The organism is Pseudoalteromonas sp. 68 DY56-GL68 (genome assembly GCF_041414825.1).
GTDB lineage: Bacteria > Pseudomonadota > Gammaproteobacteria > Enterobacterales > Alteromonadaceae > Pseudoalteromonas.
The window spans coordinates 181,348-208,304 of record NZ_JAOCZL010000006.1; the positions used below are offsets into that span (position 1 = coordinate 181,348).

Annotated in this window: 28 protein-coding genes; 10 read left to right on the plus strand and 18 right to left on the minus strand. The window is 40.9% G+C overall.

The genetic code is table 11. The features are described from left to right. Positions 1-12 precede the first annotated feature (12 nt). Positions 13-420 carry a phosphate ABC transporter substrate-binding protein gene (locus NYF15_RS01565; protein WP_130151968.1) on the plus strand — a complete coding sequence of 136 codons (408 nt, stop codon included), beginning with the start codon at positions 13-15 and terminating at the stop codon, positions 418-420. A gap of 88 nt (positions 421-508) precedes the next feature. On the opposite strand, the gene NYF15_RS01570 is transcribed toward NYF15_RS01565, so the two are convergent. The 4 genes from NYF15_RS01570 to NYF15_RS01585 form a co-directional block, all read right to left on the minus strand. Then, positions 509-2,134, minus strand: a complete 1,626-nt coding sequence (locus tag NYF15_RS01570) for a methyl-accepting chemotaxis protein (RefSeq protein WP_371352550.1) — start codon at positions 2,132-2,134, stop codon at positions 509-511. Between the two features lie 291 nt (positions 2,135-2,425). Further along, positions 2,426-2,923: a DUF417 family protein gene (locus NYF15_RS01575; RefSeq protein ID WP_130151970.1), complete on the minus strand. Its 498-nt coding sequence runs from the start codon at positions 2,921-2,923 to the stop codon at positions 2,426-2,428. 60 nt (positions 2,924-2,983) lie between these two features. Then, entirely contained in the window at positions 2,984-3,520 is a 537-nt protein-coding gene (locus NYF15_RS01580; protein ID WP_371352551.1) for a carboxymuconolactone decarboxylase family protein, read from the minus strand. Positions 3,521-3,608: 88 nt separating this feature from the next. Beyond that, the gene (locus tag NYF15_RS01585; protein ID WP_165381506.1) at positions 3,609-4,169 is read right to left on the minus strand and encodes a TetR/AcrR family transcriptional regulator; all 561 of its coding nucleotides are present in this window, start codon (positions 4,167-4,169) and stop codon (positions 3,609-3,611) included. Positions 4,170-4,552: 383 nt separating this feature from the next. Here NYF15_RS01585 and NYF15_RS01590 point away from each other — a divergent pair, with 383 nt between their 5' ends. After that, positions 4,553-5,563 (plus strand): alpha/beta fold hydrolase, encoded by a 1,011-nt coding sequence (locus NYF15_RS01590; RefSeq protein ID WP_371352552.1) that lies wholly within the window; start codon positions 4,553-4,555, stop codon positions 5,561-5,563. Between the two features lie 204 nt (positions 5,564-5,767). Next, positions 5,768-7,363, plus strand: a complete 1,596-nt coding sequence (locus tag NYF15_RS01595) for an ABC-F family ATPase (RefSeq protein ID WP_267136336.1) — start codon at positions 5,768-5,770, stop codon at positions 7,361-7,363. A 67-nt stretch (positions 7,364-7,430) separates the two neighbouring features. Here the strand turns inward: NYF15_RS01595 and katG are convergent, their stop codons facing one another. Continuing rightward, the gene (gene katG / locus NYF15_RS01600; RefSeq protein WP_371352553.1) at positions 7,431-9,608 is read right to left on the minus strand and encodes a catalase/peroxidase HPI; all 2,178 of its coding nucleotides are present in this window, start codon (positions 9,606-9,608) and stop codon (positions 7,431-7,433) included. Positions 9,609-9,870: 262 nt separating this feature from the next. On the opposite strand from katG, the gene NYF15_RS01605 reads away from it, so the two are divergent. Then, the gene (locus NYF15_RS01605) at positions 9,871-10,128 is read left to right on the plus strand and encodes a hypothetical protein (protein WP_130151975.1); all 258 of its coding nucleotides are present in this window, start codon (positions 9,871-9,873) and stop codon (positions 10,126-10,128) included. A gap of 62 nt (positions 10,129-10,190) precedes the next feature. On the opposite strand, the gene NYF15_RS01610 is transcribed toward NYF15_RS01605, so the two are convergent. Further along, entirely contained in the window at positions 10,191-11,564 is a 1,374-nt protein-coding gene (locus NYF15_RS01610) for an ATP-binding protein (protein ID WP_371352554.1), read from the minus strand. A gap of 272 nt (positions 11,565-11,836) precedes the next feature. On the opposite strand from NYF15_RS01610, the gene NYF15_RS01615 reads away from it, so the two are divergent. From NYF15_RS01615 to NYF15_RS01625, 3 genes are all read left to right on the plus strand, one after another. Continuing rightward, on the plus strand, positions 11,837-12,727 hold the full coding sequence (locus NYF15_RS01615) for a tetratricopeptide repeat protein (RefSeq protein ID WP_371352555.1): 891 nt from the start codon (positions 11,837-11,839) through the stop codon (positions 12,725-12,727). 216 nt (positions 12,728-12,943) lie between these two features. Next, a complete protein-coding gene (locus tag NYF15_RS01620) occupies positions 12,944-13,243 on the plus strand; it encodes a helix-turn-helix transcriptional regulator (RefSeq protein ID WP_130151978.1) in 300 nt (99 codons plus the stop codon). Further along, positions 13,233-14,444, plus strand: a complete 1,212-nt coding sequence (locus NYF15_RS01625; RefSeq protein ID WP_346729900.1) for a HipA domain-containing protein — start codon at positions 13,233-13,235, stop codon at positions 14,442-14,444. Before NYF15_RS01620 ends, NYF15_RS01625 begins: the two co-directional genes overlap by 11 nt. Positions 14,445-14,611: 167 nt before the next feature. Here the strand turns inward: NYF15_RS01625 and NYF15_RS01630 are convergent, their stop codons facing one another. From NYF15_RS01630 to NYF15_RS01645, 4 genes are all read right to left on the minus strand, one after another. Continuing rightward, positions 14,612-15,322, minus strand: a complete 711-nt coding sequence (locus NYF15_RS01630) for a nuclear transport factor 2 family protein (protein ID WP_371352556.1) — start codon at positions 15,320-15,322, stop codon at positions 14,612-14,614. A gap of 70 nt (positions 15,323-15,392) precedes the next feature. Then, entirely contained in the window at positions 15,393-16,133 is a 741-nt protein-coding gene (locus NYF15_RS01635) for a ferredoxin--NADP reductase (protein WP_371352557.1), read from the minus strand. A gap of 212 nt (positions 16,134-16,345) precedes the next feature. Next, positions 16,346-17,047, minus strand: coding sequence for a purine-nucleoside phosphorylase (gene deoD / locus NYF15_RS01640; RefSeq protein ID WP_036972525.1), 702 nt, complete (start codon positions 17,045-17,047; stop codon positions 16,346-16,348). Further along, complete coding sequence (locus NYF15_RS01645; RefSeq protein WP_130151981.1) at positions 17,047-18,276, minus strand: phosphopentomutase; 1,230 nt, start codon at positions 18,274-18,276, stop codon at positions 17,047-17,049. Before NYF15_RS01645 ends, deoD begins: the two co-directional genes overlap by 1 nt. A 191-nt stretch (positions 18,277-18,467) precedes the next feature. Here NYF15_RS01645 and udk point away from each other — a divergent pair, with 191 nt between their 5' ends. The 3 genes from udk (at position 18,468) to NYF15_RS01660 (ending at position 21,228) form a co-directional block, all read left to right on the plus strand. Beyond that, complete coding sequence (udk, locus tag NYF15_RS01650; RefSeq protein WP_054553619.1) at positions 18,468-19,097, plus strand: uridine kinase; 630 nt, start codon at positions 18,468-18,470, stop codon at positions 19,095-19,097. A gap of 18 nt (positions 19,098-19,115) precedes the next feature. Continuing rightward, positions 19,116-20,339 (plus strand): NupC/NupG family nucleoside CNT transporter, encoded by a 1,224-nt coding sequence (locus NYF15_RS01655; protein WP_054553401.1) that lies wholly within the window; start codon positions 19,116-19,118, stop codon positions 20,337-20,339. 157 nt (positions 20,340-20,496) lie between these two features. After that, positions 20,497-21,228: a substrate-binding periplasmic protein gene (locus tag NYF15_RS01660; RefSeq protein ID WP_371352558.1), complete on the plus strand. Its 732-nt coding sequence runs from the start codon at positions 20,497-20,499 to the stop codon at positions 21,226-21,228. Here NYF15_RS01660 and NYF15_RS01665 read toward each other — a convergent pair. The 8 genes from NYF15_RS01665 to NYF15_RS01700 form a co-directional block, all read right to left on the minus strand. After that, complete coding sequence (locus NYF15_RS01665) at positions 21,225-21,989, minus strand: substrate-binding periplasmic protein (protein ID WP_371352559.1); 765 nt, start codon at positions 21,987-21,989, stop codon at positions 21,225-21,227. The two genes, NYF15_RS01660 and NYF15_RS01665, sit on opposite strands and share 4 nt — an antisense overlap. A gap of 109 nt (positions 21,990-22,098) precedes the next feature. Continuing rightward, positions 22,099-22,308, minus strand: coding sequence for a cold-shock protein (locus tag NYF15_RS01670; protein WP_130151984.1), 210 nt, complete (start codon positions 22,306-22,308; stop codon positions 22,099-22,101). Positions 22,309-22,553: 245 nt separating this feature from the next. Next, complete coding sequence (locus NYF15_RS01675; protein WP_130151985.1) at positions 22,554-23,258, minus strand: hypothetical protein; 705 nt, start codon at positions 23,256-23,258, stop codon at positions 22,554-22,556. Further along, the gene (locus NYF15_RS01680) at positions 23,246-23,992 is read right to left on the minus strand and encodes an iron transporter (protein WP_371352560.1); all 747 of its coding nucleotides are present in this window, start codon (positions 23,990-23,992) and stop codon (positions 23,246-23,248) included. Before NYF15_RS01680 ends, NYF15_RS01675 begins: the two co-directional genes overlap by 13 nt. Beyond that, positions 23,979-24,314 carry a cupredoxin domain-containing protein gene (locus NYF15_RS01685; protein WP_371352962.1) on the minus strand — a complete coding sequence of 112 codons (336 nt, stop codon included), beginning with the start codon at positions 24,312-24,314 and terminating at the stop codon, positions 23,979-23,981. Before NYF15_RS01685 ends, NYF15_RS01680 begins: the two co-directional genes overlap by 14 nt. 4 nt (positions 24,315-24,318) lie before the next feature. After that, on the minus strand, positions 24,319-25,629 hold the full coding sequence (locus tag NYF15_RS01690; protein ID WP_371352561.1) for an ATP-binding protein: 1,311 nt from the start codon (positions 25,627-25,629) through the stop codon (positions 24,319-24,321). Next, positions 25,629-26,288 (minus strand): response regulator transcription factor, encoded by a 660-nt coding sequence (locus NYF15_RS01695; protein ID WP_063703908.1) that lies wholly within the window; start codon positions 26,286-26,288, stop codon positions 25,629-25,631. Before NYF15_RS01695 ends, NYF15_RS01690 begins: the two co-directional genes overlap by 1 nt. A 3-nt stretch (positions 26,289-26,291) precedes the next feature. Further along, a complete protein-coding gene (locus NYF15_RS01700; protein ID WP_371352562.1) occupies positions 26,292-26,939 on the minus strand; it encodes a tetratricopeptide repeat protein in 648 nt (215 codons plus the stop codon). Between the last annotated feature and the right edge of the window lie 18 nt (positions 26,940-26,957).

Consider the following 26,957-nt stretch of genomic DNA (forward strand, 5'->3'; position numbering starts at 1 on the left):
TTGGAGCGCATAATGAAAAAATTACTTTTAGCTACAGCGGTAGCGCTTTTATCAAGCACCGCTTTTGCTGATGTTGCTGTGATTGTTAATCCTGCGAATGGCAATGCAATTGATGAAGGCACAATTAAAAAAATCTACCTAGGTAAAGCAAAGTCATTTGATGATGGCACTAAAGTAAACCCTGTAAACCAAGACGGTAACAGTGTTAGCGATGAATTTAACGACAAAGTAGTCGGTAAATCGAGCAGCCAGCTTAATGCTTATTGGTCAAAGTTAGTATTTACAGGCAAAGGCACACCGCCAGAAAAGCTTGCTAATGACCAAGCTGTTATCGATTTCGTATCAGCAAATGGTGATGCTATTGGTTATATTGATGCATCAAAAGTAACTGATAAAGTGAAGGTTGTTGCAACGTTCTAATTGCGTTTCAATAAAAAGAGCCACCTTCTAAAAGGTGGCTCTTTATGAATCTACTAAAGCTGGCGTTGCCAGCTTTTTATATGTAATTTTACTCGACTTTAAATTTAGCCGTAGCGTCTAGTAGTGAGTCAGAAAGGTAATGCAGGTTCTTCGCAACATCTCTTACCTCAGACAATGAATTCATTGTCTCTTCAAATGACATATGCATATTAGAAACATTATCAACCACCATACTCGCGACCGATGTTTGCTCTTCAGTAGCCGCTGCAATTTGTGAGTTCATACCATTTATTTCTAGAATTTGCTCTGCAATTTTTTCAATTGAGAGGCCTGTATTTTCAGCTGCTTGTGCGTTGTTTGTAGCCATATCTCTGGCTGATGTCATGGCATTAACAGACTCGTTTGCTGCCGTTGTTAATGTTGTAAGCAGCTCTCTAATTTCGTTGGTAGAGTGCGATGTTCTTGATGCTAGTTCTCTTACTTCATCTGCAACAACGGCAAAACCTCGTCCTTGCTCACCCGCTCTTGCAGCTTCAATCGCTGCGTTAAGTGCCAATAGGTTAGTTTGCTCAGCTATAGAGGTAATAACGTTTAAAATCTGCGTCACATTTTTTGTGTCATCAGCGAGTCGGTTAATGGTCGTTGCAGCTTGATTAATTTCATTGCTCAAAGTGCGTGACTCTTGCACTGAACGCTGTATTTGGGTGCGGCTTTGCTCTACCTCTTGCTCAGCAGTTTGTGCTGCATGTGACGCACTGGCCGCCGATTGTGAAATGTCAGCAACGCTTTGACGCATCTCTTCCATTGAGTGTTTTACCACTTCTGCATCTGTTGTTTGCTTGGTTGTTGCTTTTTCTGCACGCTCCATACCTTGCACTAAGCGTGTTGAGTTTTCCATTAACGGCTCACATACAGACATCACATCCATCACCGCCGCCTTTAAAAGCTTAATAAAAGCATTAAAGTTAATAGACACTTGGCCAATTTCATCCTTTGCATGAACAGCAAGTTGTGTGCTTAACGAGCCTTTACCATCGGCAAGTAACCCTAAATTATTTGCCGCTGCACTGGCAGACGAGCCAATTCCACGGGCAATCCAAATAGAGGTAATTACTAATAAAAAGAGTGAAATAACTGACACCACAAGCATTAACTGTAACGCATTATCTGAGCGTGCTTTAGTCGCCTGAACAAGTTCAAAGAAACGGTCATCTGCGCGTGTTTGAGCACGCTTAAAACCTTCAAGTACAGCCTCATAGAGTTGTGTTTTTTGCTGAGCTTGCTGCTGAATTTTACTAAAATCAGCGGTACCTGAGATCATTGAGCTTGCGATCGTGGAAGAAATATTAGCGTACTGTTTTAGCTTTTCTTTTGTATCATCATGAACATACGTATCGTTAATGGCAATAATATTTTTTAAATTTTCATTAATTGTTTTATAGGTTTGTGCTGCACTTTCAACTAAGTCTGGCTCACCAAATGTCACTGCTTGTGTGTAGAGTTCGTCTAATTTTTCAAGTAAACCAACATTTGATGACGTTAACTTTACTACTTCGTATGAAGACTTTTCTAACTCATCAAGTGAGGCTCTGTTGTCATTCATTGCGATGTAGTTTACTAACACAATAATGACAAATGCTGCCACTGCTATACATGTAATCGCGTGTATTTTTTTAGTAATACTTAAGTTTTTAAAAGAAATACCTGCCGCCATTGAATTCACCTTTGCTGTCTTGTTATACGTATTATCGCCCGATTTATAAAAACTGTTAACTATATTTATATATTTTCAGGGTTTTTTGTTAGCAACTGGGAAACAGTTTTAATCAAAAATACGTTTAACTTGAATGTAAACTCAGTATAGCAGTAACTTTTAGCTCGCAGCTTTTTGATTACAAAATCAATCCTTTTTTATCAAATTGACTTTATGTTTTAAAATAAGGGAGGAGTGCTTTATTAGTGAGCAAAATGAAAAAGGCCCTTTCGGGCCCCAACGTGGAGAGGGTTATTCATCGCCCTGGTTTGTAGCGATAATTTTCAGACTATTTCCAGCAATAAATAAAGATGCTGCAAACAAACCGATATCTTTAAGTAGAAACTCACCAACAAAACTTAGCACAGGGAAACCTGCTTCCGTTGTAATGCCGGACAGAAATACCATCATGCTAATTGTTACAACAAATAACGCCATTGATAACAGGCCACCAACCACTGATAAAGCAGGATTGACGAAGCGTCCAAAAAATAGCAAACCAATGATGATTTCAAGCGTTCCTAAAAAATTTACCAGACCTTGTTTCGAGAAAATGACATACATCCAAGAAACGAGAGGGTTATTGGCGATCATGCCGTACATGCCTTCAGCCTGTCCTTGCGTAAATTTAATTCCACCAAACCAAATATAAATAATACCTAAGGTAATATATAAAAGTGGTAAACCAGCATTCTCTAGTTTGCTTGCAATTCGTTGTGCTGTTTGTTGCTGCGTTGTAGTTAAGTTCATGAGTTTCTCCTGTGGCTATAGCCGTTTTTGTTTAAAGGCTTTTAGCCTCACTTTGGGTAATTAGGTTAATTCAACTTGTGGAAAGTCAATTTCAATATCAAATGCTTCGTTAAAGTAGTTTGTGAAGCTATTTAGGGCGATATGACCAATCACTTCAACAAGCTGCTCATCGCTAAAACTAGCACTTTTTACACGCTGTAATTGCTCTTGCGACACACTACCGCGTGATTCAATCACTTGCTTTGCAAAGCTCAGTAACACATTTGTTTGATCGTCTGCTGAAGTTGCTTTTAAATTAGCTTTAATTTCATCGGCTGACAGGCCTAGCTTGTTGCTAATATATGAATGAGCAGAAGCACAGTAGCGACAACCATTAGTACCTGCGATTGCTAACGCTAATTGCTCTGAGTGCAATTGTGTTAAAGAGCCTTTATCTAAAGCCGCTTTAAAATTTAAAAAACCTTGTAACGCTGCGGGTGAATTAGCGAGCGCACCAAATAAATTAAGCTCTGCACCCATTGCCTGCTTAAGGTCACTTAGCTGGGTTTGCGCTTGGCCGCTCGTGGTGTTTACTGTCAATGTTGTAATGCGTTGCATAGTAATGCTCCTCGTACAATTTAATTACCTACTAGTAGGTAGGTTTGTTGGGTAAATTTTTTAGAAACAGAATTTATGATCTAAATGATCATAAACTCAGTGTTTCTAAACATGCATCACAAGTTTGTATGAATAAACCTTGATGATGCTCACTTCTATTTAACATTAGTGCGCCTTTAATCGCGCAACATATTATTACAGCTTGCTGATAAGCTGACGTTTTAAAACTAAACTCATTGCTTTCAAGGCCAGCTTGTAAAATAGAGCTAAGTATCTGTAATTCAAGATCAGCCATTTTCGTCACTTGCTTTTGCAATGGTTCTGCCATTAAACGTAAATCTGTTTGCATGGCATATATTCCGCACATTTGCTTTTCGCTGGCACAGCTTTGAAAAACATCAAAATAACCTTTTAAACGCTCTTTAGCTGAAGGCAATGTTTTTAAATGTGACTCAAGTTGCTGAAGCTGCTCACATTTAAGTTGGCAGAATGCAATACCTAAATCAGCTTTTGTTGCAAAATGGTGGTGGATACTCGCTTTACGAATATCGAGCTCTTTTGCAAGATCAGCATAACTAAAACCATGAAAGCCATTACTCTGAATGAGCTTATCTGCAAGTTGCAGAATATTTGTATATGTCGTGTTCATGGCAGCTATCTTACCTACCAGTTGGTAGGTAAGCAAGTTATTTTTTAAACATTTGATCAAAAAGATCCTCAAACTAAATATAGTCTATTAAAAATCATATAGTTAATAGTTTTAAAAATATTGAATAGGTAAACATATTTTTTATAAAGATAGGTAGCAACGGCTTTATGCCGCAAAATGGCAAATTACAACGCGATGTAAAATCGCGACTACGAGGGTTATGCAGACTATGTTTCACGCCTTCAGGTAGCAGCGGCTTGATGCCACACATAGATTCAACTATCTCAAGACACTAACACTTAACCTTAATCATATTTATATTATAAATTTTACAGCAAGATGTTACGCTGTAAGCTCTTTAACCATAATGAGCAAGGATAATAATGTTATTTCGCATATTACTGGTCTGTACACTTACTTTATTTTCTTCTTCAACCCTATTTGCAAAAGCAGCTCCTCTTAGTTTTGATGCCGAGTTAAGCAACTATAACTACGATTTTCCGGTGAAGTTTTTTACGTTATCTTCTCAAAATATGAGCTTGAAAATGGCTTATTCGTATTTAAAGCCCAATGGCAACAAACCTACTGTTGTTTTACTACATGGAAAAAACTTCAATGCTCATTACTGGACAAGTACGGCAAAATACCTACAGAGCAAAGGATATGGTGTTCTAATTCCTGACCAAATAGGCTTTGGTAAATCCTCAAAGCCAAAAGATTATCAGTTTTCGTTTGCAGCACTTGCCAATAATACTCAGCAGTTAATTGCATCGTTAAATATCAAGCAGCCTATTGTGCTTGGTCATTCAATGGGTGGGATGCTAGCTAGTCGGTACAGTTTAATGTTTCCAACACAGGTTAACCAATTAATCTTGCTTAATCCGATTGGTCTTGAAAACTATTTGAACTACGTTCAGTACAAAGACACAGATTTTTTCTTTAAAAATGAGCTCAAAAAAACACCCGAAAGAGTAATTGCTTACCAAAAAAAGAACTATTACGACGGTAAGTGGAATGACAAATACGAGCAATTAACACACTTTATTAGTGGCCAGCTCCAAGGTCCTGACCACGAATTAATCGCATGGGTGAATGCTAAAACATACGACATGATTTTCACACAACCAGTTATCACAGAGTTTAACAAGTTTAAGATGCCGGTTTCACTGATTATAGGTACTCGTGATCGTACAGGCCCTGGCCGAAACTGGAAGAAAGAAAATATAAAATACGAACTTGGTCGCTATGACGAATTAGGCAAAGCTGCTGCTGATAAAATTCCACAATCTCAATTAATTGAATTAGAGGATATTGGCCATCTTCCCCATATAGAAGATTTTGATCGCTTCAAAGGAGCGCTAGACAAAGCTTTATCTTTTAAAGCAAACGAGTAGCAGCGGCTTCATGCCGCGACATGACAAATTATAACGCGATATAAAATACGCCTAAGATTGTACTGTTTCCAACTTTGTCTTCTTTTTAATGGCGTTCTGAAAGGCTGATCTGTATAATCCGCGGCCTATTATTTACCCTATTGCTTGTTTATTTTCGCAGTTGCTGCGCCCATAACCTGTCAGTCTTTTTCTAGGAATAATTCGTTGATTTCAACCGCTAATATCACCATGCAGTTTGGCGCAGAGCCTTTATTTGAAAATATATCAGCCAAGTTTGGTAACGGTAATCGCTATGGTTTAATTGGCGCTAATGGCTGCGGCAAATCAACCTTTATGAAAATCTTAAGTGGTGCGCTTGTACCTACCGCTGGCAATGTATCGATTGCGCCTGGTTTAAAGCTAGGTACCCTTAGCCAAGATCAATTTGCTTTTGAGCAATACTCTGTAGTTGATGCGGTGATCATGGGTGATGCTGAGCTTTGGAAAGTTAAACAAGAACGTGACCGTATTTACTCATTACCTGAAATGAGTGAAGAAGACGGCATGAAAGTCGCTGAGCTTGAAAGCATTTTTGCTGAAATGGATGGCTACACAGCCGAAAGCCGCGCTGAAGAAATTTTGCTTCAAGCCGGTATTGAGCAAGCGTTTCATTACGGCTTAATGGCGAACGTTGCACCAGGTTGGAAACTGCGAGTATTATTAGCACAAGCACTCTTCGCGAATCCTGATATTTTACTTTTAGATGAGCCAACCAATAACCTTGATATTCACACTATTACGTGGCTTGCGAATGAGCTAAATCAACGTAAATGTACAATGATTATTATCTCGCACGACCGCCACTTCTTAAATTCAGTATGTACTCACATGGCCGATATTGATTACGGCGAGTTAAGAATCTACCCTGGTAACTACGAAAAGTGGATCGAAGCTTCAAGCTTACAACGTGAGCAACTGCTTGCTGAAAACGCAAAAAAGAGCGCAGAAATAGATGAGTTACAGGAGTTTGTAAATCGTTTTGGCGCAAATGCTTCAAAAGCAAAACTGGCCAGTTCTCGTGCTAAACGTATGGATAAAATTAAACTTGATGAAGTAAAAGCATCCAGCCGTATTAGCCCATCACTTCGTTTTGACGAAGGCAAAAAGATGTATCGCCAAGCATTAGAGCTCACTAAGTTAGGTCATGGCTTTGATGGTGAAACCTTATTTAGCGGCGGCGACTTATTACTGGAAGCCGGTGCTAAGCTTGCCGTTATTGGTGAAAATGGCGTAGGTAAAACCACTTTTTTACGCTGCCTTGTTAATGAATTACAAAGCAACGAAGGCGTGGTGAAGTGGTCTGAAAATGCAAGCATCGGTTATTGTCCTCAAGATAGTAGTAAAGAATTTGATAACGATCTCACGCTGTTTGATTGGATGTCACAATGGCGCACCGCTAAGCACAATGATTTAATGGTTCGAGCTATGTTAGGTCGATTATTATTTACCGCCGACGATGCCAATAAAAAAGCACGTAATTGCTCGGGCGGTGAAAAGAACCGCTTGTTGTTTGGTAAGTTGATGATGCAAGACATCAATGTATTGATTATGGACGAACCGACTAATCACATGGATATGGAAGCCATTGAAGCACTTAATAATGCATTAAAAGATTATCAAGGTACGTTGATTTTTGTCAGTCATGACCGTGAATTTGTCTCATCATTGGCAACACGTATCATCGATATTAAGGATAAACAGGTCATCGATTTTCAAGGTACATTTGACGAGTATATGGATCATCTGGCCCAGCAAGCATAGTGCACTCAGGCACCATAAAAAAAGGCTACAGAGTTCTGTAGCCTTTTGGGTGTAACATCATATCAAATTAAATATCAAAGCGGTCGGCGTTCATCACTTTAACCCACACATCGACAAAGTCTTGTACAAAACGCTCTTTGTTGTCGTCTTGTGCGTAAAACTCTGCGTATGAACGCAAGATTGAGTTTGAACCAAACACTAAATCAACACGTGTCGCTGTCCACTTGGTAACCCCAGTGCTGCGCTCAACAATATCGTAGAAGCCTTTGCTTATTGGCTTCCACGTGTAAGCCATATCGGTTAGATTGACGAAAAAGTCGGTGCTTAATGTACCCACGTTATCAGTAAACACACCGTGTAACGTACCATCATAGTTAGTACCCAACACACGCATACCACCAACGAGTGCTGTCATCTCTGGCGCTGTTAAGCCCATTAATTGTGTACGTTCTAGCATTAGCTCTTCAGCAGAAACTGCGTAGTCTTTTTTCTGCCAGTTACGGAAACCGTCATGAATTGGTTCAAGCACATCGAACGAATCAGCATCTGTCATATCATCCGTTGCATCACCACGACCAGGCGCAAATGGCACGGTTATATCAACGCCTGCTGCTTTTGCTGCTTGTTCAACCGCAGCTGTACCACCAAGCACAATTAAGTCTGCAATACTAACTGGTTTGCTTAAACCCGCTTGCACAGATTCAAGCGCACTGAGTACTTTTGCTAAACGTTTTGGTTCGTTACCTTGCCAATCTTTTTGTGGCGCAAGACGAATGCGCGCACCATTTGCACCACCACGGTGATCTGAGCCACGGTAAGTACGTGCGCTATCCCATGCAGTTGTAATAAGGTCTGCTTGGCTTACACCACAGTTAAGTAGCTTGGTTTTAAGCTCGCTAATTTCGCTGTCTGATAATGTGTAATCAACCGCAGGGATCGGATCTTGCCAAATTAGATCTTCGCTTGGTACATCTGCACCTAAGTAACGCGATTTTGGACCTAAATCACGGTGTGTGAGTTTAAACCATGCACGTGCAAATACATCACTAAAGTATTCAAAGTCATCGTTAAAACGCTCGATAATCTTACGGTAGGTTGGGTCCATTTTCATCGCCATATCGGCGTCGGTCATAATTGGGTTTAGACGAATTGATGGGTCTTCCACATCAACTGGCTTGTCTTCTTCTTTTATATCGATTGGTTCCCATTGCCATGCACCTGCAGGGCTCTTCTTAAGCTCCCACTCGTAGTTAAGCAACAAGTAGCAATAACCGTTATCCCATTTCGTTGGGTGAGTTGTCCACGCACCTTCGATACCAGATGTCATCGTATCACGACCAATACCGCGTGAATTGTGGTTGTTCCAACCTAGGCCCTGCTCAAACACATCTGCCGCTTCTGGCTCAGGGCCAACGTTTGCTTCGCTGCCGTTACCATGTGTTTTACCTACGGTATGACCACCGACTGTTAATGCCGCAGTTTCTTCGTCATCCATTGCCATACGGGCAAATGTTTCACGAACTTGTTCCGCCGTTTTAAGCGGATCAGGGTTACCATTCACCCCTTCAGGGTTTACGTAAATTAAACCCATTTGTACCGCAGCAAGCGGATTTTCCATCGTGTCGGGTTTTTCTACATTGGTGTAGCGTTCATCACTTGGTGCTAGCCATTCTTTTTCAGCGCCCCAGTATACATCTTTTTCTGGATGCCAAATATCTTCACGGCCGCCAGCAAAACCAAAGGTTTTTAAGCCCATTGATTCATAAGCCATATTACCAGCTAAAATCATTAAATCGGCCCAAGATAGCTTGTTACCGTATTTCTTTTTAATAGGCCAAAGTAAACGACGCGCTTTGTCTAGGTTAGCGTTATCAGGCCATGAATTTAAAGGCGCAAAACGTTGGTTACCTGTACCACCGCCGCCACGGCCATCTTCTAAACGGTATGAACCCGCTGAATGCCATGCCATACGGATCATTAAACCACCGTAATGACCCCAGTCAGCAGGCCACCACTGCTGGCTTTCAGTCATCAAATTTTTTAAGTCAGTTTTTACAGCTTCAAGATCGAGCGATTTAAATGCTTCAGCGTAGTTGAAGTCTTTACCGTAAGGGCTAGTTTTGCTGTCGTGTTGATGAAGAATGTCGAAATTAAGAGAATTTGGCCACCAATCTGTATTTGATTGTGCGGTGACAGTGTTACTACCATGCATAACTGGGCAGCCGCCCGTTTTTCCATTACTCATTGTATGCTCCTCAAAAGCTAAAGATATGACAGATATTTATGTATTAATACTGATACGTCTTTGTCATAAAAAAGGATTTCCTGTTAATAATGAATCACTAATCACTTAGAATTTCCCGTTGTTTTAAACTATAGGGGCAGTGCAAAAATAAAGCTAGGCCTGTCTTTATTTTTAAATCGATTGTATTAATTGAAAAATCTGATTTGAGTTATTGGCAAAAGTCATACATTTTATGAGGGTATTCATTGACGGTGAGAAAATCATGAAAGCCATAAACCCGCAGGTTGCAAGACAACTAAGTATTAACTTTTTTATCGCTAATTTACCTTTATTAATGTTAACAGGAATGCTTGTTGCCTCAATTGTTGGGCTGGTGTTTCGAAGCCCAATTTTATTTTGGCTCACACTGATAATGACGCCTCTGGCTATAAATCACTTATATTCAAGAAGAAAAATCAAGCAATTTTGCAAGACAAACTCATGCGATAATTTATCTTGTCTTGGCAAAGCTGTTGATTAAAAATTAATTTTATTACCCAGTCACCAGATTATTTAACCTGCATTTAGCTTAAATTTTGTTTATTAAGCTATATTAATAGGCAATTTTAAGGTGACTGAGACACCTTGATTAGGCTGACTAGTGACGTTAATTTCGCCTTGCAAGGCTTGGGTTGCAAGGTTATACACTATCGACATTCCCAAACCGCTTCCACCTGTGCCACGCTTAGTGGTAAAAAATGGTTCAAATACTTTATGCATCACCTCATCAGTCATTCCACAGCCATTATCTTTATAGCAAAGTGTGTATATTCCCTTTTCATCATTTAGGTGAACGCTAATATCAATCACATTGTGTTCTTTCCCAATAAAACCGTGTACACAACTATTATTCACTAAATTTAAAATGATTTGACTGAGTGCTCCCGGAACAGTTATTAGTGTAAGGTCATCTGCACAGTCAATATTAACAGTAACATTATGGCTGCGTGTTAGAGGCACTAAACTGTGAACTATATTCTCAAGGTAGGCTTTAATTTGAGTTTCTAATAAATTTAACGAAGATTGATCAACCGCAGTTTGCTTGAAATCGCTGATCAGTTTTGCGGCACGCTCTAAGTTAGTAAATGAAATTTTTATGCATTCATTTAAATGGTTCATTCCTTCTAGCAACGCGTGCTTGGTTAACGTATTGGCACTTATGAGTTTATCAAGCTCAGTAAGTTTATCTTTTGCTGAACTATTTGCTGTAACAGCAATACCAATCGGTGTATTTACCTCATGAGCAATACCTGCAAATAAGTTACCCAAAGAAGCCATTTTTTCAGACTCAATAAGCTTTTCTTGCATTTCTGTAAGCTCATTTAGCGTTTTTTCAAGAGTGCGGGTTCGCTCTGCCACACGGTGCTCTAAATGTTGGTTAGCCCTTTCTAACTCTGCATTTATTCGCTCATTCTCCTGTGCCGACAGCGCACGCCCATACAGATCTGCTAATGCGCCAATAAATGAACATTCATCTTCAGTCCACTCTCGTTCTCCCCCTATATGTTCACAGCAAAATATCCCTATCATTTTTCCTTTGTAGCGTATTGGCGCATCAAGCATGGCACCTATGTTTAAAGGGGTGAGGTAACTTTCACTAAATTCGTAAGTCGCAGGGTCGGTGTGAGCATTAACAGCGGTAATAGTCCGTTGCGTATCAAGGGCTTTAAAGTAATCAGGGTAGGCGTCTCTTGGAAGCACTAGCATTTGAATTTCTTTGCCATTTTCTCTATCAAGTAAAAGGCGACATTCGATAGCCGTATTTTCTTCATTCAGTAACCAAATACCCGCTCTGCCTATTTCTAGACCGTCTAACACTGCATTTAGAATCAAACGTTCAGCTAATTCAACGTTACCACTATCAAGATCTGAAGATATTGATACTCCATAGAGTAGTTGGACTAGTTGTTGGCGCATTACTCTCACCTTTTAGTTGTAAGACCCTTTAAGTCTAGACGAACAAAACTGATCTATCATATTGAAAATAAATTTTTAGAAACTCTTTTAGTATTAAGTAGTTGTTCAGATACAAATAGCTATATTACACCTAACTCCTGTTGATACCCCTTACAACTTTATGTTGTTTATGCAGTTTAACCAGCTCACCCTACGAGCTGGTTTTTTTTGCCTAGTCCATAGTGCTCACGCATGTTACAGTTAGCCTAGAATTCACTATAAATGAATAAGCTATGCGTTATATCTTACTATTAATTACCCTATTAATGAGCCTTTCAACCCTTGCTAGTGCTCAAAACGAAACAGAAAACCGCCCTGCGCTGACAGAAGCCGAGCAACAGCAAGCTCTCGATAAGCTACAAGAACCTATGTATAAACCGCTCTTAGAGCGCTATATTCTTGATGAGCTTAAAGCTGTGCGCCAAGATCAACAAAAGTTACGCGAAGATGTAACAAAACAAGTCGCTCACACTCAATTAGATACTGCTGATCGTGCTTTAACTTATACAACGGACACGATAAATAATGTCTTCTTCATTATTACGATTACTGCATCGATCTTGGTTTTAGTAGGCTGGAATTCATTACGCGATGTGAAAAATAAAGTAGAAGACATCGTAAATACACGCGTGAGTGCGATCACTAAAGAATATGAAGAACGTCTTAAAGTATTAGAAGAGAAGCTACGTGAACGTTCTGAAGAGATTCTGCTCAATCAGCAAAAGATCTCAATCACAAACGAAGTGCACTCTTTATGGATGCGAGCTAATTTAGAAAGTGATGTTGCGAATAAAATTGAAATATTCGACGAAATTTTAAAACGTAAACCAGAAGATGTTGAAGCCATTGCCTACAAAGCAGATGCGCTACTTGAGATAAACGAAACAGGCGAAGCAATCGAGTTATGTAACCAAGCGCTTGAAATAGATAGTGACTATGGTTATGCATACTGGCAACGCGCTTGTGCTTATGCTCTATTGCATAAACATGCTGATGCAATGGCTGATATTCGCATGTCTTTGGAATATTCACCTAATCTTCGCAATGAACTACTACATGAAAGTGCTTTTGCAAGCTTGCACGACAATGAAAGCTTCAATTCGTTGGTAAACGAAACGGCTTAGCCAAGACGCGCGAAGGATACGTTGGGTCGAGCGGAGCGACACCCAACGTAAAGGAGCTTTAAGCCATAGGTGCTAGAACGCGATGTGAAATCGCTGCTAACACGAATCTAGCAATTTTCCCCTTATAACTCGCTAACTTTGTCTCCCTCTCTTGCAAAAAAAACAAATACCGCTAAACTAATCATTAAACACCTAATGACTTATAAAGTAATCAATATGCGTTCTGAGCAGGCTGTAAAAATGGCACAAAAACTGGGAGATTTGATTCGCCAGCACCGAACTCTTCATTATACGCAAAGTACATTTGCGAAAATGATTGGGGTATCACGTTCGACTGTACAAAAGTTAGAACAAGGTGATGTCGTGAAAAGTGATATTCTTTTTGAAGCGCTGGTTGTACTTAACTTACAAGGAGCGCTTCTTGACGAAATAAATGAATTAGCAGCCGACGTAGGTGGATACAATGCTCGCCAACGTAAACGAAATTCACCACAGGAAATTAATGATGACTTCTGAGTGCTATGTATTTATAGATGGTTTAGAAGAAAAACCCATTATCTGTGGTTACTTTAAATTAGATAATCAATCGGGTCGCGGTGAGTTCAACTATGGTAAGAGTTATTTAGCCCGAAGCGATGCCTTTGCCCTAGACCCAATACATCTTCCATTAAAGTCAGGGATTTTTAGTTACACCGCTAATAAAGGAGTGTTTGGCGTATTGAGTGATGCAGGAGCTGACTCATGGGGCCGCAAGTTAATTCTTTCGCTTCATAATACAAAACCTAAAAACGAGCTAGAGTTTTTACTAGCAGGCTCTGGGTATGGTGTAGGAGCTCTTGTTTTTAGTCTCTCTAGAAGTGCCTCAAAACATAAAACTAACAAAAACACCTTGTCTGATTTAGCCTTACTAGACCAAGCTAAAGATGACTTGCTGGCGAATAAAACAATTTCAGAAGAAGCTAAGAAAGCATTTGAGTTTGGCCAAAGCATGGGGGGAGCTAGACCAAAGACCTCTATACAAATTGACAACAAACTCTACTTAGCAAAATTCAATCGCCAAGATGATTTATTCAATTTAGTCAGAGCCGAGCATGCTGCAATGAAAATGGCGGAACAGCTTGGCATTAATACTGCTCCTACCTTCATTCATGAAACACATACCGGTGATGTGCTACTTGTTGAGCGATTTGATGTATGCAATGGTTTACCAACACACCACTTTTTAAGTGCGAATAGCTTACTTCAAAAGCCCAAAATTGCTATGAGTGACCTTTCAAGTAACTACTCATATGGTCAATTAGCTGAATTCATTAGGCATCAAACAATACAAAATGCAGGCGATGCTGAAGAGCTGTTTAAGCGGATGGTGTTCAATGCGTACATAGGTAATACAGATGATCACACTCGCAATCATGCATTCTTATATTCATTTTCACAAAAAAATTGGCGATTAAGTCCAGCCTATGACATCACTCCTATCAACAACTCAAAACAACATGGCCTTGGTTTTGGCGATGATGGGCGTTATGCAAGTAAAAGCAATTTTTTATCTCAGGCAAAACGATTTGGATTAGCAACTTCAGCAGCAAAAAATATCATTAAAGAGATAGAAGAATATTGCAAAGATTGGCCGATTCACTTTAAACACTTTGCAGACGTTAGTGATGAAGATATCACTCGTTTAAAAGGTGTAATTCCCGAAATAAATGAAGGTTGATAGCAAAAAAGTATGAAACAAGTTTCGCGCCTACATGTAGCAACGGGTTTATTCCGCGTCATTAGATGCTTGGTTCTAGGTGCTAGGACGCGATGTGAAATCGCTGCTACCTCAAATCTAGTAACTTTCATCGACCCAAAAAAAAGAGCAGCTAAGCTGCTCTTTTTTTATCTGAAAAATAATACTTTGGTTATTTTACCGTTTTCGATTTGGTAACTTGTAACAAACTCAGCCCGCTTATCAACCACATTCGGATCTTCTGAACAGGTTTCTGATAACTCATGATCAATCACTATATTGCCATGCACAATACGTTTAATTGGCGATGATTTGATACACTTTAACTTTTTAAACATGATGCCGTAGCGAGCTATAAGTTTCTCTTTTCCTGTGAACATAAGCTCGTTAGGAAATGTATAAAACTCAACATTTTCATCATACATTTTTATAAAAGCATCAATATTACGGGCGTTATAAGCGGCAATAACTTGTTCGATAACCGCTGTTGCTTCTCGTGACTGACGCGCCTTTTCTTGCTGTTTCTCAGTGAGTGCCTTTTTAGCTTTAGCAACAGCTTGTTCAGCCTCATTTACAGCCTCTTGTTTTTCCTCTGCGGTCTTAGGCTGTTCTGCCGGTGCTGGGTTTTGTGAACCTAATACCTTACTGTCATCAACCTCAGCCACCGGTTTTTTAGCTTGGGCTGAGCTCGATACTTGCTGAGTCGCTGGCTTCTGTTCAATAAATTCAAGGCTATCAACGTCTTTCTTTTCAGGTTCATTTACTGAAGCTGGCTGAGCTTGCTTTTGTTCAGTGCTTAACTCTGAGGCAGCCAACTGCCATGAAATAAATAGACTTATTGCAAAAAGTAACGGTTTCATAGTTTTCCTAAACAGACCATGCTCATTTGAGGCGCTAAAGTAGCAAATTCTAGCTATTAGGCATAGCTTTTTACCAATATTGCTCAACAGTTATATGACCAGGATCACGACGCCTATTGCGGCTAAAGCCAAGCTCTAGCAAAATAGCTGTTGTATCTTTCACCATTTCTGGGTTACCACAAATCATAAATTGTGTAGTATCAGGCACAGCAGGATGACCTGTAACATCAAACAAACGGTGGTCTTTAATTACATCTGTGATCCGACCATTAAACCCCATTGTGGCTGACTCTCGGCTGACTACAGGAGAATAATGCAAGTTTGGCTGCTGCTGTTGTAGTGCTTGAATGCGCTCTTGGTAGCTCAAATCTTCATTAAGACGCACCCCATGCACAAGGTGAACATGCTCAAACTTTTGCCATACTTCGCCTTGCTCTAATATTGAAATAAAAGGCCCTAGTGCCGTACCTGTACTCAGCATATAAAGCTGCTCACTGCTTGGCACTTCATCAAGGGTAAAAAAACCTGTGGCGCGGCGCTCAATAGTCACAGAGTCACCTGGCTTTAATTGTGCCAGATGCTGAGAAAGTTGACCGTCTTTAACGTTGATAAGATAAAACTCAAGATCTGGGTTATTTGGCGCATTCACATAAGAATAGGCACGTGCTACCCGTTTATCACCGACTTGCATTGCAAGCTTTGTAAACTGCCCTGCCGTGAATGGTTCGACATCGGCATTAACGATTAAGCTAAATAGTGAGTCGGTCCACCATTTAACGTCTTTTACCTTAGCTTCAACCCAATTAGACATACACATCCTCAATTGTTGTTCCTCTATTAAAAGTGGCAACAGTTGGTTGAATTTTCAAGTTTTAAGGGACAGTTGCGAGATACGAAGAGGATTTTACGCGAGGTAAATAAGTTAGCTATAAAAAAAGCCGCATAAATGCGGCTTTGAGGTTAGTCTCACTTCACTTTGGGCGTGTCTCCAAATTTCAGTGAATACGTTACCAAGGAACTTGTTTAAATTGATTCTAAAGCAATTTTAACCATTTCGTTAAAGGTGCTTTGACGCTCTTCACTTGGTGTCGCTTCACCAGTGATTACGTGGTCACTTACAGTAAATAGTGCCATCGCTTTTGCGCCGTATTCAGCGGCTACGCCGTACATGCCAGCTGTTTCCATATCAACAGCAAGTACGCCTAGCTTGTCTAATTCTTGATAGAATGTGTTATCTGCTTGGTAGAATGTATCTGTTGTAAATACATTACCTACCTTCGCTTCAATGCCTAATTCTTTTGCTGCATTTACGCCGTTTAGTAGTAAACCAAAATCAGCAATTGCGGCAAAGTCGTAACCACGTACACGCGCACGGTTTACGTTTGAATCTGTGCTTGCACCTTGTGCAAAGATAACGTCACGGATTTTGATATCGCTACCAATGCCGCCACAGGTACCAATACGAATTAGATTTTTAACGCCGTAACTAACGATCAATTCACGGGCATAAATTGACATTGATGGAATACCCATCCCAGAGCCCATAATACTCACTGGTTTACCTTTGTAGGTACCGGTAAAACCATACATATTACGAACGCCTGTTACTTGTTTTGCGTCATCTAAAAAGTTTTCAGCAATGTATTGAGCGCGAAGCGGATCACCCGGCATTAATACCGTTTCTGCAAATTCGCCTACATTGGCGCTGATATGAGGAGTACTCATTATTGGTTTCCTTTTTTGTTCGCTAATAGCTTGTCGTTAAAGCTATCACCGTATTCAAGTGCAGGAAGATTAAACCACTGGGCAAGGGTTTGACCTATGTCTGCAAAACTAGCTCGTTCTCCAAGCGGGGTGTTTGTCATTCCCGGTTGGTATGCAAGTACTGGCACGTATTCACGTGTATGGTCAGTGCCTGCTGCTGTTGGATCACATCCGTGATCGGCCGTGATAATTAACACATCATCACTATTTAGCTGATTTAAGATGGTCGGTAGGTAATCATCAAACTCTTTTAATGCTTTAGCATAGCCAACTGCATTACGGCGATGACCGTACTTTTCATCAAAATCAACTAAGTTTGTAAAAATCAAACTATGCTCTGGTGCGCTTGCAATCACTTCTGAGGTTTTCTCAAGCAAGTTCATTAGCCCTGGCGCTTTGTGTTTTTGGGTGATGCCTTGGTGCGCATAGATATCGGCAATTTTACCAATACTGATCACTTCACCGCCGTCTTGCGATAATTTATCAAGCAAGGTTGGCGACGGTGGCAGCACCGAATAGTCACGACGATTACCTGTACGGGCAAAATCGTCACGGCTCGAACCCAAAAATGGCCGCGCAATCACTCTTCCTATGTTCATTTCATCAAGCAGCGCCCGTGCGATTTCGCAAACCTGATAAAGTTTCTCCAGTCCAAATGATTCTTCGTGCGCGGCTATTTGAAACACGCTATCAACTGAGGTGTAGCAAATCGGCATACCGGTTTGCATATGTTCTTCACCTAGCTGTTCTAAAATGGTTGTTCCTGAGGCATAACAGTTACCTAAAATGCCAGGAATCTCTGCGCGAGCAATTAGCTCGTCAACAAATTCTTGCGGAAAACACGGCTGTGTATTAGGGAAGTAACCCCAATCAAATAACACAGGTACACCGGCCATTTCCCAGTGTCCTGAAGGCGTGTCTTTACCACTTGATAACTCTTTAGCGTACCCCCATGCGCCAATAGGTGCTTGGCGGTCACTGACTAAACACGGTTCTTTACCTGCGGCTTCGCATGCATCGGCCAAACCTAAACGGGTAAGATTAGGTAGCGATAAGTGCTCACCGGTTTCTTCAGCATAGGCTTTGAGTAAATGAGCGAAAGTATTAGCGCCTACGTCACCAAACTTCTCTGCGTCAGGTGCTGCGCCAATTCCTAGGCTATCTGCCATTAAGATGAGTGCTCTTGCCATGGGTACCTCGTTATCAATATGTGAATACTTTATATGCTCTTCGAATTTTTGGTACAGGACATAAGTCCTGTTTCATAAAACAGAAACATTATAAATTTGCACCTCTGAGCGAAGCAAAAGAGATTAATCGTGTCTTTTTTGCTATTGTGATCTACCTAACAATGTTTCCTTCTGTGTGGGCGAGAACTTTAGTGACACGAACAATTATAGCTATTGCTGGCGCATCTGCGTCGGGCAAGTCTCTTTTTAGCAAGACAATTTATAACGAATTAGTCAATGAGCTTGAACCGGGCGCGATCGCAGTGATCGAAGAAGATGCTTATTACAAAGACCAGTCGCATTTGCCGTTTGACCATCGAACGCAAACCAATTACGACCATCCTGATGCTTTCGAGCATGAGCTTTTGCATGAGCACTTACTTCAATTGCGCGCTGGAAAATCAGTAGACGTACCAACTTATGACTATGCAATGCATACCCGTAGCGATGAAACGCGTCGAGTGGCACCTGCAAAAGTACTTATCGTTGAAGGTATTTTGCTATTGAGTGATCCGGCACTTCGAAAAGAATTTGATATTAAGGTGTTCATTGATACACCGTTAGATATCTGCCTTATGCGCCGTATGCAACGAGATATGGAGCAGCGTGGCAGGACATTACAGTCCGTTGTTGATCAATATCAAGCGACAGTGCGACCTATGTTTTATCAGTTTATTGAGCCATCAAAGCACAAAGCTGATCTCGTAGTCACACGCGGCGGTATGAATCGCGTTGCCATTGATATAATTAAAAGTAAAATAAAATATTTACTGCAACAATAACAACGGGAAACAGTCAGTATGACAACATTTATGAGCTTAGTAGGCATTGTTGTGCTACTAGGCATTGCTTTTGCGGCTTCGACAAACCGTAAAGCAATTAATTTAAGAACTGTAGGCATCGCCTTTTTACTTCAAGTGTTAATTGGTGGCTTTGTCTTGTTCTTCGAGGTGGGCAAAAACGTACTGGCAAGTATGTCACGAGGCGTTTCATCGGTTATTGGTTATGCCAATGACGGGATTAGCTTCTTATTTGGCTCACTGGCATCGCAAGATACTTTAGGGTTTATTTTTGCGATACAAGTATTGCCCGTTATCGTGTTCTTCTCAGCACTTGTTGCTGTGTTGTATCACATCGGGGTGATGGATTGGATAATCAAGATTCTAGGCGGTGGCTTACAAAAGCTATTGAAAACCTCGCGCCCTGAATCGCTTTCTGCAACCGCCAATATTTTCGTTGGCCAAACAGAAGCACCATTGATTGTTAAACCATTTATCGCCAGCATGACCAAGTCAGAGCTGTTTGCGGTAATGGTAGGTGGCCTTGCTACCGTAGCAGGCTCTGTTATGGCAGGCTATGTAACAATTGGTGTAGAGCTTAAATACTTAATTGCAGCCAGCTTTATGGCGGCACCAGGTGGTTTCTTAATGGCAAAAATGATTGTGCCAGAGACCGAAACACCAAAAGAAGATTTAGCAGATTTAGACGTACAAGAAGAAAAACCGGTTAACGTAATTGATGCAGCCGCATCAGGCGCCGCAAACGGTATGCAACTAGCACTGAATGTAGGTGCGATGTTACTTGCTTTCGTAGCACTTATTGCACTTCTAAATGGGTTATTAGGCGGTATTGGTGGTTGGTTTGATCACCCAACATTAACGCTACAAGAAATTTTAGGTTACGTATTTGCACCCGTTGCATGGTTACTAGGTGTACCTTGGGACGAAGCAGTAATCGCAGGCAGTTTTATAGGTCAGAAGGTGGTAGTTAACGAATTCGTTGCTTACCTCGACTTTATTAATTATCGCGATACGTTAAGCGCGCACACACAAGCGATTGTCACATTCGCGTTATGTGGGTTTGCTAACTTATCATCGATAGCAATTTTACTAGGTGGATTAGGCGGTATGGCGCCTAGTCGGCGAAAGGATATCGCACGCTTAGGGCTCAGAGCAGTGTTAGCAGGATCTATGGCTAACCTCATGAGTGCAGCAATTGCAGGTTTTTTCCTCTCGCTAGCTTAGAAACTTAATGAGATGAGCCGTAGTTGCAAAACAATAGGATAGGACTTTAAGGGGTTAAAGGTCTATCTGACTTGAACGATACTTCACCAAGGGCCGCAAGGCCCTTTTATCGTTTTATGTGCTAAGATTTAATTACTAAGTCTTTTTAAGTACATAAATGAAATACTCTCTATTTTTATTCGCCTTATTATGTATAAGTTGGCCTGCTCATAGTGAACCGACATTAACAGTCGTGACCGAGCTTTCTCCTCCCAATCAAACGCTAATTAACAACCAAGTTGCAGGCGACAGTACACAGCTTGTTAAGGCTATATTTGCCAAAGCTAATTTAACAGCCAACATTGAACTGTATCCGTGGGCACGCGCTTATAGCATGGCACTAAAAAAGCCAAATACGCTTATTTATAGCATGGCAAAAACACCTGAACGAGAAAGTAAATTCGAATGGATTGGAGCAGTAGCGACTTACCGTATGGGCTTTGTAAAGCTTACACAACGCGCTGATATTAATATAACAGCAAGCGAACAAGCTAAGCAGTATAAAGTTGCAGTTCAACGTGATGACCTTTCAGCAAAGCAGCTTTCTGAACGAGGCTATACCCTGATATACACTTCAGATATAACCCGCTCTTATCAATTGCTCATATCAGGCAAAGTAGACCTTATTGTCGATGATAAAAACTACATAGCGGCAATGGCAGACCAATTAGCACAAGACGAACACAACTTCACCTTTGCTCATACCATCGACTTCTTAGTTATGAAAGGCTACCTTGCAGCAAATAAGAATACAGATCCAAATTACATTAAAGCACTGAAAGACGCTTTTTTAGATGTAGCAAAGAGCCAAGCTTATCGAAAAGTGATGATGCAAACTGAAAATAATTAGTGCTGATTGACCAAGTACTCATTTATTAACTTGTCTAACTTACCTTGTTTCATTAGCTTTTGATAGCTGGTTTGAAATTGCTCAACAATTTCTTTAGGCATATTTTTATTCAACGCTAAAAAGTTACCCGTCGTATCGTTAAGGGGGAGTTCTATTAACTTTACAACTTCTTGACCCGCATAACCATATTGCATGAGTTGGTAATGGAAGGATAATTCTGAGCCGATAATAAGGTCGAGCTTTCCCTTAAAGAATAAGTTAATGCATTCATAATAGTGGCTAAATTTAAGTAGATTCTGCTCATTTTCAAAACCAATATTTTCTACAAACTGCTCATAAATACTGTCTCTAACCACACCTAGAGTGTAATCTTTCACCTCAGATAAATCTCGCGGATTAACTTGGGGATTCGATTTTAAGCGGTAAAAGTAATTACGGGATGAAGCCATGGGTCCAACCCAATTAAATAAAGGCTCTCTATCTGGGATACGTGCTGTAGACACAAGCCCTGCCATCGGCTCCTCTTGCGCTAAGTGATATGCTCTAGACCAAGGTAATAAGATGAATTTACATTCAATATCTGCATCCACGCACATTGCTCTTACAAATCGAAGGTTAATTCCTTCCAAGTAGCCTTTATTAGAGAAGTTATAAGGGGGAAACTGCTCGGTATAGATGGTCACACTGTGCTTGGCGTACACAACAGGTGTAATGTACAAACACGCTAATACAAGATATCTAAAAATGGTTAAAATACTCAAATACGACGACTGAATTAACTATAGAAATGTTCATGCTACCAGTCAATTTTTAGGCATAAAAAAAGCAAGCCATAGCTTGCTTCTTCTTAATTTTTACTAAAAGTAAAAATTATAACGGAGTGATGTTATCCGCTTGAGGGCCTTTTTGACCTTGTGAAAGAGTGAACTCTACACGTTGGCCTTCAGCTAAAGTTTTGAAACCTTCGCTTTTGATAGCGCTGAAGTGTGCAAACACGTCTGGGCCATTTTCTTGCTCGATGAAACCAAAACCTTTAGATTCGTTAAACCACTTAACTGTACCTGAAACAACGTTAGACATAGTCATATTCCTGATATAAAAAATTAAACAATGCCCTTAATGGGCGGGTATAGCAAAAAATCAGATGGAACTTAAAAACTTCAGGACGGTACTACAAGTATTACTTATACAACAACGAAATAAAGATTTAATTACACGCTTTCTTTCTAGCTGCGCCATACTATATAGAGTTACTAGAATAAGTCAAACACTATCGAACGCTGCATAGGCCATCATAAACAGGGCTTGCAGATACTTTTGAATAATTAAAACTCAAACTCTAGCGCCAAACGAAAGCTATGATCTTTGCCCGACTGACTCAGCTCACTAATAAAACCAGCTTCCCATTTTAATTGATGCTTGGGGCTAAAACGGTGCAAACCTATAAAACCTGGGCCAACACCAAAAAAGTCTTCACCTGCGTAAATTTCAATAGATGGTTGAAACTCAGAGCGATAGCGATAACGATACTGGGCACGAAATTCACTTTCCCACTCGTTTTCAATATCAGCCCCCCACTCATAAACGACAAAGGCATTTAGAGTTAAACTCGTGCGACCAAACTCTTTTTCCCATAAAAAACCACTTGTCGCTTCATATGCATCTAGGGTGTGCTGTTTTTCAAGCTCAAATAATGCGCCCCAATCTGCCCATAAACGGCCTTGCTCAACTAACTGCCAACGAAGCTCAACCTCGTAAGAAGCTAAACCAAAATCACCATTGTCATCGCGTTCTCCTACTAGATAACCTTCTAAGCTCATAGTATCGTTAATTGCACCACCAAAGCCTGCGCGCTGCGCTAGCACATTACCGTTATCAGTTTGCCTAGATACCAAACGCCACTCAACTTCACGCTCAAAGGGAAGTACATAAGGGTGATATACTTTATCAACCACCATGCCATCTGCATGTACGACTTGGCTGATACTTGCTAACAGCAAACAACTTAAACTAACTATTAAGAACCGCATACAGGCTCCTTGGTCTTTTTAATTTTTAAAACGCGAACTATGGTGATAAATGCGAGTGTAGCAACGACATACACCCACAGCGCGGTTTTACTCGGCGTGGCTTCGTAGCCCACTAAGGCTTTTAATACTCGCCCAAGCTCAGAGTTTTCAACTAAAAACCCACGCCAATCTAAATAATTTGCGGTCACATCAAGTAAGTCGACCTGACTTGCTAAATCAAGAAGTACCAGTAACTTTGCTGTTGCATTGAAGGCTAGCAACACAATCAAAGGCTGCACGCCAGCACGCTTGGTAATACTTTCAAGCAAAAAGAACAGTAACACACCAAAGCTAATACAAATGCCAACACCTAGAAAAGTACCCAGTATTAATGGCTCAGCGGTATCTTTACTGTGCCAAAAACTGACTAAATAAATCATGTAATGGCTTAAATACAAAGCCATGGTTGCAATCAAGGCCAGCGCAGCCGCTATGCTTCGTTGCTGACAGCTAATTAATGCAGCGACAAAAATTATGATACACAGCAGCATTTGTATGAACTCTAAGCCTCGATGGTCAAATAACTGGCTAAGCCAAGCAGCAGTTTGTACAAATACCAAACTCATCAAGATACCAATAACAGCATAAATACTCACTTGGCGCTGGCTTAAAGGCACAATCAAGCTCAAAAGCACGGCTAAAATCACCACTGGCAGAAGCTGGTTAATGGTCATCAATAAACTAGTTATCAGCATCTTTCACCTGTGTAGCCACAACAGTTCCTCGCGCCGTATTAGGCGAAAACTCACCAAAAAAGTCATAACGCCCAGGGCTGAGTGGTCCGATATAAATGACACTCGTGCGACCTGGGTAGAGCACTTTTTCGCGGTTTAAGTCAAAACTATCGAATTCTTCTGGGGTGTCATCTTGGTTTTCGATCAAAAGCCGCAACTTCTTATTGGCAGGTACTTTAATTTCAGCAGGATAAAACAAATGCTCTTTTAAAATCAGCTTGTACTCTTTGGCGTAAGCAAGCCAAGACGACATACATAGTAGCAGCATAGAAAGCGCCAATATCCATTTATTCACTCACTTCTCCTTGCATAAAGGAGACACTCACTCGCAAGCCACCAAGGTGACTATCTGCTAAAGCAATATCAGCGTTATAAATCGACACTATGTGTTCAACAATGGCCATACCCAGCCCAGCTCCTTGCTCACCTGATGGATGTTTATCGCCACCCACACGGTAGAAACGGTTAAAAATACGCTGTTTTTGGGCTTCCTCAATACCAGGGCCTGAGTCATCTACTTGCCAGATAAAACGATTATTTTCGGCTTTCAAGGTAATACAAATTTCTCCCACAGCGGGGGTATATTTTATGGCGTTACTTAGTAAATTGCCAAACAAAGTAAGCAAGGTAAATTCGTCACCGGCAATAACAAAATCCCCCCCCTCAATGCTAATGGTATGCTCTTTTTCATCTATACGCTCATAAAGTTGTGCCACTACTTGCTGGCTAATTTCTAATACCGATATAGGGCTAAATTGTGCTTGCCATTGCTCTGGATAAGTACGACCCAAAATCAACATCTGTTCAACGATATTGCTCAGTTTATCAACGCCTTTTTCCATCGCATCAAGCTCAACACTCTCAACACCTTGAGCCACTAAATTATGCACATTGATTTTTAAACTACTCAGCGGCGTGCGCAGTTCATGGGCCGCATCGGAGGCAAAAAAACGCTCTCGTAAATAAGCACTTTCAACCCGTTTGAATAGATCGTTTAAGCGACTAATTACAGGTTTTATTTCTTGCTCTGGGGTTTGCCAGGGGATTGCAGTAAAGTCATTTGCTTGACGATGTTTAAGTTGATTTGATAACCGAGTTAGTGGCGCAAGCCCTTGTTTCACAAACACACTAATAAGGAGAGCAAGGATAGGCACACTCCATAACAGCGGCGTCATGGCCGACAAAATCACGGTTTCGGTCAGCGCCACACGTTTACTCAAAGGCTCTGCAATAAGCACACGCTTATTACCTTCGCTTAAGCGATACACTTTGACGCGTTGCCCAGCCAAATTCTCAACACTAAACCCGGTTTGCCACTGACTTTGATTGCTAGAGTTATGCTGCAATGATTTTGAGCTTGAGGCCAAGCTGTCATCAACCCAAACTTGAAATAATAACTGCGGTAGATCACTCGTATAGGCTGGAGCTTCTTTACTGAGTGGCTGTTCGATTAACACATGCGCCAGCGTTACCAACTCGTTATCGAGCAGTGCTTCAGCCTGATTCATACTTTCACGGTAACCTTTAGTAAATGCCAAAAAGCAAGTTAAGATCACCATAGACAATATAAGTAGAGTCAGCCTTTTACGAATTGACACTAGCGCTTACCCACCACATAACCAATGCCGCGTAAGGTTTTAATAAACTCTTTCGGGAATTTTTTACGCAAGTGATGAATGTGCACTTCGATGGTATTTGACCCCACCTCTTCGCCCCATTCATACAGTTTATTCTCTAACTGCTGTTTTGATTGCACGCGGCCTTGGTTTTCTAGCAAAGCTTTAAGGAGCATAAACTCTTTGCGTGGCAAGTTTACCGGCTCACCTTGAAAACTCACGGTAAAAGCGGCGGTGTCCATTTCAACATCACCGACTTTTAAAGTGCTGGTCTGAGCTTGGGTCACACGCCTGCTGGCAACCCGAAGACGGGCAAATAATTCTGCGGGATCAAAGGGCTTTGCAAGGTAATCATCAGCACCTAAATCTAGCCCCATGACTTTATCATCAATACTGCCCCGAGCCGTTAAAATCACCACGGGCAGGTTTTTACGATGCTTTTTGATGTGTTTTAAAATGTCGATGCCATCACCGTCTGGTAGTCCTAAATCAAGGACTACCAGCTCAATTTCATCATTTTGCAGCCATTGCATCGCTGACTTAACGGTCGAACTATGTTCAACACTGTATCCTTGTTGACGTAAAGAACGACACAGGCCTTCTGCCACTAAATGGTCGTCTTCAACGAGCAATAAATGCATAGTTTATCTCTTTATTTTTTTCTCTACCTTAGCCAATAGTTTAGTAATTTCTTGTTGGCGGTAAAGATCTGCTTTTGGTCTATCAGGGCGCGCTGGCGCTTGCTGTGCAACCAATAAAAACTCTCTAGCTGATTTATACTTGCGCTCGTCATACAGAAATGACGCATATAAATAGTTGCTATCGATACCACGCGGGTTTAGCTCAAGCGCTTGCTTAAACAATTTTTTCGCTTCATCGTCATCACCAAAACCAATTGGCCAACCTGGTACTTTGCCGTATAAGGTTGCAAGGCTAGTGTATGCTGAGCCATCAAGCGCTTTTGGATCTAGGCTTAGCGCTTTTTCAAATTGTGCTTTCGCATCTTTTGCAAGACCTAGCGCACCTAAGCCCCCTTTTGCACCTGCATAGCTCGATAACACAATACCGTACCAAATATGGCTGGCTGCTTGCTGGTCGTTGGCTTTACTAAACTCTGCAGTTTCGCTCGCTAGCTTTTCGAATGCATCTAACTGCGCATCGTCAACTAATTCGTAATTAACCACTGCCCACTGCTTTTGCACCGAACTTAAATCACTATTAAAGTCGGCTTTTGCAGGTGCAGCCATGATAACACCTAACATCATTAGGGCTTTAAAATTTAGTTTAGTCATAATCATTCACCTTAATCA